General features: G+C 42.0%; 10 protein-coding genes and 1 tRNA gene. 8 read left to right on the forward strand and 3 right to left on the reverse strand.

What is annotated here, in order from left to right; all coding sequences use genetic code 11:
• Positions 1–4 precede the first annotated feature (4 nt).
• From ACWICE_RS07045 to ACWICE_RS07060, 4 genes are all read left to right on the forward strand, one after another.
• A complete protein-coding gene (locus ACWICE_RS07045; RefSeq protein WP_454297928.1) occupies positions 5–1,111 on the forward strand; it encodes a redoxin domain-containing protein in 1,107 nt (368 codons plus the stop codon).
• Positions 1,112–1,211: 100 nt separating this feature from the next.
• Positions 1,212–1,904 (forward strand): response regulator transcription factor, encoded by a 693-nt coding sequence (locus tag ACWICE_RS07050; RefSeq protein ID WP_185213517.1) that lies wholly within the window; start codon positions 1,212–1,214, stop codon positions 1,902–1,904.
• 129 nt (positions 1,905–2,033) lie between these two features.
• A complete protein-coding gene (gene glmS / locus ACWICE_RS07055) occupies positions 2,034–3,875 on the forward strand; it encodes a glutamine--fructose-6-phosphate transaminase (isomerizing) (protein WP_185218643.1) in 1,842 nt (613 codons plus the stop codon).
• Between the two features lie 4 nt (positions 3,876–3,879).
• Positions 3,880–6,033, forward strand: coding sequence for a DUF4954 family protein (locus ACWICE_RS07060; protein WP_454297929.1), 2,154 nt, complete (start codon positions 3,880–3,882; stop codon positions 6,031–6,033).
• 64 nt (positions 6,034–6,097) lie between these two features.
• Here the strand turns inward: ACWICE_RS07060 and ACWICE_RS07065 are convergent, their stop codons facing one another.
• On the reverse strand, positions 6,098–7,495 hold the full coding sequence (locus ACWICE_RS07065; RefSeq protein ID WP_454297930.1) for a 3-keto-disaccharide hydrolase: 1,398 nt from the start codon (positions 7,493–7,495) through the stop codon (positions 6,098–6,100).
• Between the two features lie 121 nt (positions 7,496–7,616).
• Here ACWICE_RS07065 and ACWICE_RS07070 point away from each other — a divergent pair, with 121 nt between their 5' ends.
• The 3 genes from ACWICE_RS07070 to ACWICE_RS07080 all read left to right on the forward strand — a co-directional run bounded on the left by ACWICE_RS07070 (position 7,617) and on the right by ACWICE_RS07080 (position 11,672).
• A complete protein-coding gene (locus ACWICE_RS07070) occupies positions 7,617–9,032 on the forward strand; it encodes a Gfo/Idh/MocA family oxidoreductase (protein ID WP_454297931.1) in 1,416 nt (471 codons plus the stop codon).
• A 27-nt stretch (positions 9,033–9,059) separates the two neighbouring features.
• Positions 9,060–10,079, forward strand: a complete 1,020-nt coding sequence (locus ACWICE_RS07075) for a 3-keto-disaccharide hydrolase (protein ID WP_454297932.1) — start codon at positions 9,060–9,062, stop codon at positions 10,077–10,079.
• Between the two features lie 546 nt (positions 10,080–10,625).
• Positions 10,626–11,672, forward strand: coding sequence for an L-dopachrome tautomerase-related protein (locus ACWICE_RS07080; RefSeq protein WP_454297933.1), 1,047 nt, complete (start codon positions 10,626–10,628; stop codon positions 11,670–11,672).
• Here the strand turns inward: ACWICE_RS07080 and ACWICE_RS07085 are convergent.
• Together ACWICE_RS07085 and ACWICE_RS07090 are read right to left on the reverse strand one after the other, a co-directional pair.
• Positions 11,667–11,966 (reverse strand): Smr/MutS family protein, encoded by a 300-nt coding sequence (locus ACWICE_RS07085; RefSeq protein ID WP_254528207.1) that lies wholly within the window; start codon positions 11,964–11,966, stop codon positions 11,667–11,669. The genes ACWICE_RS07080 and ACWICE_RS07085 overlap by 6 nt on opposite strands.
• 156 nt (positions 11,967–12,122) lie before the next feature.
• Positions 12,123–13,025, reverse strand: coding sequence for a hypothetical protein (locus ACWICE_RS07090; protein ID WP_185218648.1), 903 nt, complete (start codon positions 13,023–13,025; stop codon positions 12,123–12,125).
• A 228-nt stretch (positions 13,026–13,253) separates the two neighbouring features.
• On the opposite strand from ACWICE_RS07090, the gene ACWICE_RS07095 reads away from it, so the two are divergent.
• A tRNA-Pro gene (locus tag ACWICE_RS07095) sits at positions 13,254–13,327 on the forward strand.
• Positions 13,328–13,426 lie beyond the last annotated feature (99 nt).

Below are 13,426 nucleotides of genomic sequence, written 5' to 3' on the forward strand. Positions count from 1 at the left end.
AAAAATGAAAAAGTTTGCAGTTTATATTGGATTGGTGGGGATGTTATCCGCTGGTTTGTCTTCATGTTCAAATTCTGATACCATTCAGGTTGGCGGTGTGATCGAGAATCCAGGGAATGTGAAAGTGGTCAGCTTCTATGAAGGTGAACAGAAATTAGATTCAACATTTATTGCGGATGGCAACCGTTTCAAGTTTGAAAGACCGGCTACTCAAGAGAGGTTATTGACCATGGCCGTGGGCAATAATAGGTATCCAATTATCCTGGAACCTGGTAAGGCAGTGGAATTCAATGTCAATTTGCAGAATCCTGACCAGTACGAAGTGAAGGGTTCGGAGCTTTCTCAGAAGTTGAAAGACTTTGCCGTGCAGAAGTCTAGGATTGATTTCGTTCGGGACTCCTTGCAACAGGCCTTTTCAAGTGCTACCAATGATTTAGATGCCAATGGTATCCAAAATCTACGTTCGGAGATGTTGATGAAGTTCGAACCTTTCTTTAAGAACTACATCGCTGAGGCGGTTTCATTTGCCCAAAAGAACAATGACTTGGCAGGTTTTTATGTGATGAGCACATTGGATCCCGAGATGGCCGAACCAGAATTGATTGCCTATGCTGATCAAATCAAAGCAGAGTTCCCAAACAATCGTTATGTGAATGAGTTCAAGACTGAGGTTGATAAACTTAGGAAGCTGGCTGTAGGTCAAGCCGCTCCCGAAATCTTGGCTTATACACCGGATAATAAAACCGTAAAGCTTTCAGACTATAAAGGCAAATATGTTTTGGTAGACTTCTGGGCGTCATGGTGCATGCCTTGCCGTGAGGAGAACCCTAACATCGTCAAACAATACAATAACTTCAAAGACCATAATTTTACTGTTTTAGGCGTGTCCTTGGATAACAATCCAGGCTCTTGGATGCGTGCTATACAGGACGATAAGTTAGAATGGACGAATATCTCAGACCTTCAGGCATGGAGCTCTCCATTGATTATTGATTATTCCATCAAAGGTATCCCAGCATCTTATCTCTTAGATGAACAGGGCGTTATCATTGCTAAGAATTTGAGGGGAAAGCAATTAGAAGATTTTTTAACGAAAACCTTAAAAAAATAAGAATCAATTGTTAAGTCTATTTTAAGGCTTAACAATTTCATAACTTTTGGGTAACTTTATTTTATAATTAAGTATATACCTTAGCAAAAAAACAGCTTATATGGCCAATAATCAAAAGATTCTTGTGGTTGATGATGAGTCCGACATTGTTGAACTCATTTCATACAATTTAACTAAGGAAGGTTACCAAGTATATACCGCTTCTAATGGGAAAGAAGCTATTAAAGTTGCCAAAGAGGTTTTTCCAGACCTTATTATCCTTGATGTCATGATGCCGGAGATGGATGGTATTGAAGCCTGTCGTTTGATGCGTTCGATGCCTGAGTTCAAACAGATCTTCATGGTATTCTTGACAGCTAGGAGTGAGGAGTATTCCGAAATCGCAGGTTTCCATGTAGGAGCTGACGATTATATTGCCAAGCCAATTAAGCCAAGGGCTTTAATGAGCCGTATCAATGCAATCTTAAGAAGAAATACTACAGAGGTTATTGATGATCAGGTAACTGATAAACTTGAGATCTCTGACCTCGTAATTGATAGGGATTCTTTCTTGGTATTCCGTGGGGATGAGAAATTTGTACTGGCGAAAAAAGAATTTGAACTGTTATACCTGTTAGCTTCAAAACCCAACAAAGTATTCACAAGGGAGCAGATCCTGAAAGCGATCTGGGAGGATTCCGTAGTCGTGACCAATAGGACGATCGACGTGCATATCCGAAAACTCCGAGAAAAGATTGGAGACAGCTATGTCACTACAGTCAAGGGGGTTGGCTACAAGTTTGAACTAGAATAAAGAAATTTTAATTACAAACCGGACCAGATTGGTTCGGTTTTTGTTTTTAAGAGCACGCAATCGTTTGCACTAATAAATTTTATATATTTACTCAATATTTTAAAACTTAAATTAAAACGAGAAAAACATATGTGTGGAATTGTCGGTTATACCGGAACGCGCCAAGCTTATCCCATTGTGATAGACGGCTTAAAGAAATTAGAATACAGAGGATACGATAGTGCTGGTATAGCACTTCAACAAGGAGATTCCTTAAAGGTTTACAAGAAAGCAGGTAAAGTTGCAGCGTTAGAAGAATTTGTTGGAGACCAATCCACAGCTGGCACTACAGGAATTGGTCATACCCGTTGGGCTACCCACGGGGAACCCTCAGACCGAAATGCTCACCCCCATGTTTCCAAATCTGGAAAACTTGCCATGATCCATAACGGAATCATCGAGAACTATGCCCAACTAAAAAACGAACTTACTAAAGAAGGATACGAATTTAAATCCGATACGGATTCCGAGGTCCTACTAAACTTCATTGAAGACATACAAGAAAAGAATGAATGTGGTCTTGAGGAGGCAATCCGCATTGCCCTAAAAAGGGTGACCGGTGCATATGTGATCTTGTTGATCGCTGCTGACCAACCTGATACCATCATTGCTGCCCGTAAGGGAAGCCCATTGGTAATCGGTATAGGGAAGAATGAACATTTCTTGGGTTCTGATGCATCACCTATGTTGGCTTATACCAAAGAGGTGGTCTATATCAATGATTATGAGTTGGCCATCGTAAAGCCTGATGAACTGATCTTGAAAAACCTTGGTAATGAAATCATCACTCCATTTGTTCAGAAGCTGGATCTTGAATTGGCGGCTATTGAAAAAGGTGGTTATGATCACTTCATGTTAAAAGAGATTTTTGAACAACCTACTACCATTGCTGATTCATTAAGAGGTCGATTGATCTTGAACGAACATAGGATTATCCTGAGTGGGGTAGATGCCATCCAAGATAAGTTGGCGAATGCCCGCAGGATCATTATTGTGGCCTGTGGTACCAGCTGGCATGCCGGTCTGGTTGCAGAGTATGTAATCGAGGAATTATGCCGTGTGAACGTGGAGGTGGAATACGCTTCGGAATTTAGATACCGTAACCCGGTGATCAATTCAGATGATGTGATCATCGCAATCTCGCAAAGTGGTGAAACGGCTGATACCTTGGTAGCCCTAGAACGTGCTAAAGAACAAGGAGCAACCATCTTCGGTATTGTTAACGTTGTTGGTTCTTCCATTGCTCGAATTTCCCATGCAGGTTGTTATACCCATGCAGGGCCAGAGATCGGTGTAGCCAGTACAAAGGCCTATACAGCACAGCTTGCCGTGTTGATGTTGTTTGCATTGAAATTGGCAAAAGCTAGGGGAACTATCTCAGACGAGCGTTTTGATGAGCTTTGTCAAGAATTGCACGATGTTCCAGAGAAAGTTCAATGGGTATTGGAAAATGAGGTTGACAATATCAAAGCTATCGCTTACAAATACAAAGATGCTCGCGATGTACTTTATTTAGGACGTGGATATAATTTCCCAACGGCTCTAGAAGGTGCATTAAAGTTGAAGGAGATTTCCTATATCCACGCAGAAGGTTATCCAGCTGCGGAGATGAAACATGGTCCAATTGCCTTGGTTGATGAGGAATTACCAGTAGTTTTCATTGCAAGTAAGGATGCTTACCATGAGAAGATCGTAAGTAATATACAAGAAATTAAAGCTAGAAAAGGGATGGTGATCTCCGTAATGACGGAAGGAGATGAAGTTACTCCGACCATTTCAAATGATGTCATGGTTGTTCCAGAGGCTGATGAAGTTATTGCTCCTTTATTGACGGTGGTTCCATTGCAACTATTGTCGTACTATATCGGAGTGTACCGTGGTTTAGATGTTGATAAACCAAGGAACTTAGCTAAATCAGTAACTGTGGAATAATATCATGGGATACATAATAAAGATACCATTAAATCGGATTGGGTATGATTTCATACCCGCCGATTATCTACCAAAGGGAAAAGACGAGTACTACCTTCGTTTTGAACAAAACAAATCCAACAAGCAATATAGAAATCTGACCGAGGAAGAGATCCACATCCTCGAGCTCAATCATAATGAATCAACTGATTGGAATGATGTGCTCGTTACGGATAAATTTCTTCCGAAACAGATCAAAAGATCCAAGTTCTTTGGTTTGGTCAGGATCGGCGATATGGAAGAGGTCTACCTTGAATATCGCGATATACGCTTGCCGGTCGGGATCTATAATTCCCAGATCATTTCATGTGATCTAGGGGACTGTGTGGCCCTGCATCAGGTCCGTTATATTGCCCATTTCATCGTTGGGAACGAGGTCATCTTGCTCAATGTAAATGAAATGGAGACCAGCTCGAATGCAAAATTCGGGAATGGAATCTTAAAGGTCGGTGATCCGGACAAAAGCAGGATCTTTTTGGAGCTTTGCAATGAGAATGGTGGCCGTTCAGTTCTTCCATTTGATGGCATGCAAGCAGCCGATGTCTATCTATGGACACGCAACAGACAAGATAAAGAGTTACAGCAACGCTTCTTTGATATCACCAATGAAAAATTCAATGATATCAGAGGTTATTACAGTGAGATCGGTGATCGTACCGTAATCAAGAATTCCCATACCTTCAAAAACGTTAAGATCGGTTCAGATGCCTATATCAAGGGTATCTCTAAACTGAAAAACGTAACGATCAATTCCACCGCTGAGGCCTATACCCAGATTGGTGAGGGTTGTGAGCTGGTCAACGGGATCATTGGCTATGGCTGTAGGGTATTCTATGGGGTGAAGGCAGTTCGTTTTATCCTATCATCCTATTCGCAGCTGAAATATGGCGCCAGATTGATCAACTCTTTCTTGGGCGATAATTCTACCATTTCCTGCTGTGAGGTCCTAAATTCGCTTATTTTCCCTGCGCATGAGCAGCACCATAACAATTCGTTCTTGTGTGCAGCCTTGATCAAAGGACAGAGTAACATGGCGGCGGGTGCTACGGTTGGTTCCAACCATAACTCAAGAGGTGCGGATGGTGAGATTATCGCAGGTCGGGGCTTTTGGCCTGGGCTGTGTGTGAGCTTAAAGCACAATTCCAGGTTTGCATCCTATACCCTGATCGTAAAAGGCGATTTCTTGCATGAACTGGATATCAAATTCCCGTTTTCTTTAGTGAGCAATGATGTTACCCATGACCGCTTGATCATCGTTCCGGGCTATTGGTTTATGTACAATATGTATGCATTGATGCGTAACACCAATAAATTCATCAGTCGGGATAAACGTTCCTTCAAGAACCAATATTTCGAATATGATATCTTGGCGCCAGATACGGTGAATGAGATATTTACAGGAATCAAGGAAATTGAACAAGCTGTCAGTAAATCCTTGAATACCGATAATCCTGCAGCATGGTTGAACAATAATGAAAAGGCTGTCGATGAAATCTTCTTAGGCAATGCGGAATTCTCTAAGCGCAAGGTTGTGTTGCTGAAACCAAAGGAAGCCTATCAATTATTCAAGAAATTAGCTCGTTATTATGCGGTCTGCCAGGTTTTGGAGCATGTTGACCCGATGGATTTCAACAAAACTATCCAGGCCTTGGTCAATACAGGGTTGAAAAGAGAGGAATTTGAGAACGTCGGTAGCCAATTGGTTCCAGTAAGTAAATTGGACCAGCTGCTACAGGACTTAAAAGACAAGAAAATCAACTCTTGGGATGAAATGCATAAAAACTACCATCACTTGAGTGATGCTTATATCCAAGATAAATTAAAGCATAGTTTAGCTTCCTTACAGGAGGTTACCGAAACAGATACTGCTGAATGGAACGCTGATTTCTGGAACAAACTTTTTGATGAGGCATTGGAAACCAAGAAATGGATCTGTGATGAAATCTATAATTCCAGAAGCAAGGATTACCACAATCCTTTCCGTTTAATGGTTTATGAGAACGAGGAAGAGATGAATGAGGTGGTCGGTCGATTGGAAGACAATAGTTTTATCAATCAGCAAAGTGCCGAATTCGAGGGTTTCCAAAACAAAGTCCAAGAATTTAAAGCGCAATTCTAGCGTAAAGCATAAAAAGGGAAAGGACCGAATGCATTTCGGTCCTTTCCCTTTTCTATATTATTTTCTATAATTCTTTAATCTTGATGCTCCTGAATGCTACGGCGTCCCCATGGTCTTGCAAAAGGATATGGCCTTGTTCCGCCTCGCCAAATTTTTCCCAGTCCTTGTACTTACTTCCAGCCACCAGTTTCCTGAAATCTTCTGAGCCTCTCACAAAATCCAACATCTTGAAGCCATTTAGGTAATAGGTGACATGATTATCCGGCGTAACCACGATTCTGCCGCGGTTCCATTCCCCAATTGGTTTTCTAGGCCTTGGATTGCGATCTGAAGTGATAAGGTCATATAAGGAAGCCAAGGTACGATTGCCATCTTTTCCCAATTTTGCATCGGGATGCAATTCATCATCCAAGATCTGATATTCCGGACCGATAGCAGATCCAGCTGTCTTTTCATCTAGGGTCACAAAGTATTTCACACCCGAGTTGGCTCCAGGACTCAGTTTAAAATCAAAGGAAAGGTCAAAAGCCTTGTACTGTTTGTCCGTTACGATATCGCCGCCATTGGTCGATTCCGCGCCATCCGATTTCTGTACTTCAATCAAGCCATTTTCGATCTTCCAACCTTTTTCTGGAAAATGATCGCCACGAGCACTATGCCAGCCTTGGCTGTCCTTGCCATTAAAGAGCAAGCTATATCCGGCTGCCTTTTCGGCTTCCGAAAGATCATTGGCACGGGTGTTAACCACATAAACATCCTTAGGGAATTCTTGGGGCTTCAGGTCTTTGGTCTGAATACGGATATTCTTAAAATAAACCTTCTTACCATCCAATGAATCTGGGATCGCATGGACCTGCAGTGCTATAAATCCAGCATCATCCAAGCTATCTACCACAAAAGCTGCTGGCAAACCGTTCACCCATGTCCTGGTCTCATTGCCGATGGCCTCGATCCTGTAATGGTTGAATTCATTAGGTTTATATGCCGTTTTCGCATTCGGGTTTAGGTCCAATGGGTAAAGCCATTCCCTCCGGCCTTCATCATAGATTCCTCCGGTCCAAGCTCTGTCGGTAGGGTCGATGTCCATCTGGCGGCCATAGACTTTCCCAGTACCATTATTGGCTGTTGAATCAAAATGACTCCGGGTCTGCACACCCGAGTTGGTTGTGCTGCCTTCCAGTTTAACCTCCAACTCCAATATAAAATCGCCATATTCCTTATCCGTTACCAAAAAGGAATTTGGCAAACCCTTCGTCATTACTCCAACGATCGCATCATCTTCAACATGATAATCTGCCTTTCCAGCCAAAGGTTTCCAGCCAGTCAGGTCCTTACCATTGAACAGATTTTCCCAGCCATCCGCATTTTTGCTCGCTTGTTGGCAGGAAATAGTCAATGAACCCAATAGAAGAAGTCCGAATGTGCCTTTAAAAACAGATTTCAAATAGGTATTTCTCATCATAATATGTCTTTATTGTAACAGGTTTATGGATTAATGTCCAATAAGGTGACTGAAATTAGGAATTTTTTTTAATTTTAAGCTAATCATACATGTAACATTCGTAAACCTAAACATATTACAGATGAATCATTATTTTTCGAGAAGAAGTTTTTTAAAGAAATCCATTATAGCAGGGGGAGCCTTGACGATGGCTAGCAGTCCATTGGGAAATATCTTGATGGCCAAGCCAAATGAAAGGGTCAACCTAGCGGCGATTGGGATTGGGAATAGAGGTGGAGAAATCCTGATGGATCTTTATAAAACGGGTTTATGTAATATTGTTGCGCTTTGTGATGTGGATATGGGGGCAAAGCATACGGAAGCTGCCATCAAGCAATTTCCAGATGTTCCACGTTTTCAGGACTTCCGCCAGATGTTCGATAAGATGGGTAACCAGATCGATGCGGTGACGGTAGGAGTGCCAGATTTTTCCCATTTCCCGATCACTATGATGGCGCTGGACCTTGGAAAACATGTGTACGTGGAAAAACCGATGGCCCGTACCTTTTTGGAGGTAGAGCTGATGATGGAAAAAGCTAAGAAGAACCCAAAAGTGGCGACCCAGATGGGTAATCAAGGCCATTCCGATGCCAATTACTTCCAATACAAAGCATGGACCGAGGCGGGGATCATCAAAGATGTCACCCAGATCGTCGGTCACATGAATATGCCGCGCAGATGGCATGGATGGGATGTCAATATCAAGAATTTCCCACCTGCAGAACCCATTCCTAGCACGATTGATTGGGATCTTTGGCAAATGCAGACCATGGGGCATAATTACAACAAAGATTTTGTGAATGGGCAATGGCGCTGCTGGTTCGATTTCGGAATGGGAGCTTTAGGCGATTGGGGCGCACATATCCTCGATACCTCCCATGAATTCCTGAAATTGGGCTTACCGACCGAGGTAGGGGCAGAGATGCTGGAAGGACATAATTCCTTCTTCTTCCCGATGTCTTCCACCTTGAAATTCAGCTTCCCTAAACGCAAGGGTATGCCAGCCTTGGATATTATGTGGTATGATGGTATCAATAACCTGCCTCCAATTCCGGAAGGCTATGGTGTATCCGGTCTAGACCCGAATATTCCGCCACCAAGCACCGGTAACCTAGAGCCAGCCAAATTAAACCCGGGTAAGATCATTTATGGAAAAGACCTGACCTTTAAGGGCGGTTCACATGGCAGTACTTTATCTATCATTCCAGAACAGAAGGCAAAAGATATCGCGAATAAACTTCCAGAAGTTCCGGCATCACCTTCCAATCACTTTGCAAACTTCCTGAAGGCCTGTAAAGGTGAGGAGAAGACGCGTTCACCGTTTGAAATCGCAGGGCCGTTGAGCCAAGTTTTCTGCCTTGGCGTGATCGCACAGCGCTTGAACGGAAAATTTAAGTTCGATCCTGTCAAAAAAGAGATTACAAATGATAAATTTGCAAATGCACTCTTGATCGGACCTCCGCCTAGAACCGGGTTCGAACAATACTATAAAGTTTAAAATAATAATCAATCAAATACATTAAAGATGATCAAACAATTTGCTTACGGTTTAGCTTTCACCAGTATGCTTGGATTAGGCTTGACTTCGTGCCAAAACGGTACCCAAGATAAAGCAGACAATCAAGACAAAAAAGAAGAAGTGGAACACAACCCTGCATCTCAAACTATCCCAGAAGAATCAAAGGACCTATTAGGTCGTTGGGATTTGAATGTTGACAAGAATGGTACACAGGTGCCTTCCTGGATTGAAATCAAATTATCAGGATTCACTACTTTGGTAGGGTACTGGGTAGGAGATAGCGGCAGTAGCAGACCCATCTCCCATATCAAGCTTCAAGATGGAAAGTTCTCTTTCGCTATCCCACCACAATGGGAAGGTGGTCATGGGGATATCACGATTGAAGGTGAATTGGCAGGTGCTGAAATCAAAGGTACCATAACCAACAATAATGGTGAGAAATATACTTTCACTGGTACAAAAGCGCCTTACCTAAACCGTACTGCTGAACCAACTTGGGGCAAGCCGATAGAATTGTTCAATGGAAAGGACCTGACTGGTTGGAAACCATCAAACGACAAGAACAAATGGGTCGTTAAAGATGGTATCTTGACCAATGAAGATGCCGGTGCTAACCTGATCACTGAAAAATCTTTCGAGGACTTTAAATTGAACCTAGAATTCAAGTATCCTGAAGGCAGTAACTCTGGTGTTTACCTTAGAGGTCGTTACGAAGTTCAGATCGAAGACTCACCAAAAGATAGACATCCCGGCAACCTTTATTTCGGTGCTATCTACGGATTCTTGACGCCGAATGCAATGGTTACCAATGGTCCTAATGAATGGAACAATATGGAGATCACGCTAGTTGGTCGTTTGGTATCAGTGGCTATCAACGGTAAAACGGTGATCGACAAACAGGAAATCCCTGGAATTACCGGTGGTGCACTTGATTCAAAAGAAGGCGAACCAGGACCACTTTATATACAAGGTGACCATGGACCGATTGAATTTAGAAAAATTACGATTACGGAAGGGGTTAAATAGTATTTAGTATTTAGTATTAAGTATTTAGTATTTAGTATTTAGTATTTAGTATTTAGTATTTAGTATTTAGTATTTAGTATTTAGTATTTAGTATTTAGACCTATGTCTTTTACATGGTCTGAAAATATAATAATGAAGGAGCTTGCTAGCAATGGCAGGCTCCTTTTTTGCTTTATGGTTCTTGGATAGAATTTTGGCTGAAAAATCTTTGAAATCGGGGAGATTTTGGGATTATTTATGGGGTCTTATTCGAGACTCATTCGAGGCATATTCGGAAAATTCCAGCCTGGCTAAAATTTTATTCAGGTCATATTCGAATGATCCTCGAACCATTCTCGAATATGCCTCGAATGAAGCCCATTAAAATGCTTGGAAAAATTGGGTTCTGCTGGATAGAATTATTACGTTCATAAGTGAATTGCTCAAACAGTATTTTGTATCTTTTGTTGTTAATATAGGCATAGCACATGTTTGCCTTAAATTCGAATAATGATGAATACTATCCCTTTATATATCATAATAGCTGTTACCTCAATATTTAATGCTATGGCCCAAAAACAAGATCCTAATCTGCAGGTGGTAGCTTCCTTTGGGAAATCGCAACCCATCGGTGTCTCTGTTTCTTCTGATAACCGAGTATTTGTTTCCTTTCCACATAAGGATCCCTATCTATTTGGATTGACCGAGATCGTCAATGGCGAACGCAAAGCCTTTCCAAATGCAGAATGGAATGCTGTGGAAGGCGACTATAAGGAGCATTTTGTCAATGTGCAAGATATCTATGTGGATACCGATGATCAATTGTGGGTTTTAGATTCCAAACCTGCTCCTTCAGGTTCCATCTTTGGAAAAGAGGGGGGAAGCGATAAGAAAGAAGGACAGTTTAAGCTGGTTCAGATAGATTTGAAGAGCAATCAGGTAAAGCAAGTATTTACGTTTGAAGATTTGGACAAGAGCAAATCGGGCTTAAATGATGTTCGTGTTGATACAGATAAAAAATTGGCTTACCTATCCGACCCTGGTCAGGCATCTGTAATCGTTCTAGATCTCCAGACCGGGAAAAGTAGAAAGCTCTTGAGCAATAGTAGCTTTACCTTGGCAAAACCAGATGTGGTTCTAGCTTATCATGGAAAGGAGATGCGGGATAAGGATGGTAATCCATTCAGATCAAATGTCAATGGTATTGCACTGACTAAGGACAATAAGTGGTTTTATTTTAAACCGATCAATGCGATGAACCTGTATAGGATTGAAACCAAGTACCTGGCGGATGCAAATCTGACTGATGAAGCCCTAAAATCCAAGGTGGAAGATATGGGTGAAGTCGGGATTACGCATGGTCTTGTCGCTGATCAGGAAGGAAACATCTATCTGACGACTTCCCTTGATTATTCCGTTCGTCGGTTGACTCCAGAAGGTAAATTGGAAATCGTGGTTCAGGATCCGCGCCTGCTTTGGCCAGATTCCTTAGGAGTTGGGTCGGATGGCTACCTGTATTTCTCATGTGCGCAAATGCAGTTGTTGCCGCAATGGAATGGAGGGAAGGATTTGGTACAATATCCTTATGAGGTCTATCGGGTAAAGGTCTTATAGCCCGATTACCACCACTACAATATCTTCATTGGCATAGGAGGGATGGAAATGACTGATGGCATTGGATTGCTTGTAGATCTTTAATTCCTCGTAAACTGCGTTTTTAAGGGCTCCTTTACCTTTTCCATGGATAAACTTGATTTCCGGATATCCCCAATAAATCGCAGCGTCTAGCTGTTCCCTAAGGTAATCTATCGTTTCTGCCAATAGTTCATCCAGTTCATAACTGTCCAAATCGGCCAAGAATGCTTCGGCATGCAGGTCGACAGTTTTGGGGGGCTTGGATAGGGACATTAAAGAGTATTTAGTATTTAGTATTTAGTATTTAGACATGAGATGTGAGATATGAGATTTGAGAAATATCCATTGTCCATCCCTAATTAGAGTTGACCGTTTTAATACTTATCACTTATTTCTTATCTCTTATTTCTTATGGGGCAAAGTTAAGGATTAATTGATGGATCTGCCGATTAAACTTGGTAACATGGCTTTGGCTTCGTCGATTTTTTGTTCCTGAAGGAGGGCAATGTAGGGTTCCAGTTTTTTGTAGGTGGCAGAGTTGGGTGAAAAATCCTTGAGATAGCTGTATGCTTCCTGGAAGTAGGGGGAGATCTGCTGACTTTCGATGGCCGGGGTATTGTCCATCCCGATGGTTAGCGTCGTGAAGTATTTCTCGTATTCTTTCTGTGCTTTTTCGCCGGCGATAGTACCTTTTGTCTTATTGGCGAAATCCTCATACCATACAGTTCGCTGTACCAATGATTGGAAAGGGATCGCAATGGCCGCATCGTCTGCATAGCCTTCCATATTATCACGGCCGATCTGTTGCAATAAGATTTCTAGGTCAGAAGTGATATAAGGGTAGAAGTTTTCCTGGAAATAGATTGGGTTAGCTTCTAGGTCGAACATCCCTTCTGTTTCGCGGACACGGAATCCGTTGCGGTTGATCTTGTCGTACGCTTGTTCCAGATCACTTGGAACGGCCGCTTTGCCGCCATCGAATTCAATGTTGACCAATGGGCGGTAGTTTGTTTCATCATCAAAAGCCGAGCGGTGCGCATACATGGATACCTTGTCGATATAGTCCATGATCAGGGCTACCCCTTTATCATTTTCTGGGCTTTCCTTCTTTTCAAAAAGTTCCTTGAATTTAGAGGTTGCTTTTCCCACGCTTTCAATGTCTGTGGAGTCGAGAGCCAAGATATAATCCTCCAAGGCCTCCGCTTTGGTCAGGTTGTATTCTTCGGGATTCTCCACCGTGGTACTGTCGGAGTTTTGTTGTTCCTTATTGTTGGAGACACAGGCCGTCAGGCATAGGGAGAAGATCAAGCAATTTCTAAAAATTTTTGTCATAATTTTTTTGATAATTATGTGTGATGGAAGATGAATTCCACCCCAAATATCGTATTTAAATCCTATTTATAAGTATAAACGTTCAAATGTGGGATAATGTGTCGAGGAATTTTTATTTTATTGGCATAATAATCAATTGGTTAATTTAATGTTGCTTTTATCATTTGGAATAATGTGGGGAAAGATTGTATATTTGTGCCACACAAGAAAAAAGGTGATACCTTCTGGCGGGGTGTAGCGTAGCCCGGTATCGCGCCACATTTGGGATGTGGAGGTCGTAGGTTCGAATCCTGCCACCCCGACTTCACGGGACAAAACAGAAATTTCTGCTTTTGTCCCGTTTTTTTTCGCACTCAACTTCCTGTTAATCAGATTGATGTATTGAATAAATTCATTACGTC

Source organism: Sphingobacterium sp. NPDC055346 (genome assembly GCF_053645235.1).

Excerpts from the sequence above, each read along its gene's own strand:
- ACWICE_RS07060 (WP_454297929.1), top strand. The coding sequence starts at position 3,880 with ATGGGATACATAATAAAGATACCATTAAATCGGATTGGGTATGATTTC.
- ACWICE_RS07075 (WP_454297932.1), top strand. The coding sequence starts at position 9,060 with ATGATCAAACAATTTGCTTACGGTTTAGCTTTCACCAGTATGCTTGGA.
- ACWICE_RS07065 (WP_454297930.1), bottom strand. The coding sequence starts at position 7,495 with ATGATGAGAAATACCTATTTGAAATCTGTTTTTAAAGGCACATTCGGA.
- ACWICE_RS07090 (WP_185218648.1), bottom strand. The coding sequence starts at position 13,025 with ATGACAAAAATTTTTAGAAATTGCTTGATCTTCTCCCTATGCCTGACG.
- ACWICE_RS07070 (WP_454297931.1), top strand. The coding sequence starts at position 7,617 with ATGAATCATTATTTTTCGAGAAGAAGTTTTTTAAAGAAATCCATTATA.
- ACWICE_RS07050 (WP_185213517.1), top strand. The coding sequence starts at position 1,212 with ATGGCCAATAATCAAAAGATTCTTGTGGTTGATGATGAGTCCGACATT.
- ACWICE_RS07085 (WP_254528207.1), bottom strand. The coding sequence starts at position 11,966 with ATGTCCCTATCCAAGCCCCCCAAAACTGTCGACCTGCATGCCGAAGCA.
- ACWICE_RS07045 (WP_454297928.1), top strand. The coding sequence starts at position 5 with ATGAAAAAGTTTGCAGTTTATATTGGATTGGTGGGGATGTTATCCGCT.
- ACWICE_RS07080 (WP_454297933.1), top strand. The coding sequence starts at position 10,626 with ATGGCCCAAAAACAAGATCCTAATCTGCAGGTGGTAGCTTCCTTTGGG.
- glmS (WP_185218643.1), top strand. The coding sequence starts at position 2,034 with ATGTGTGGAATTGTCGGTTATACCGGAACGCGCCAAGCTTATCCCATT.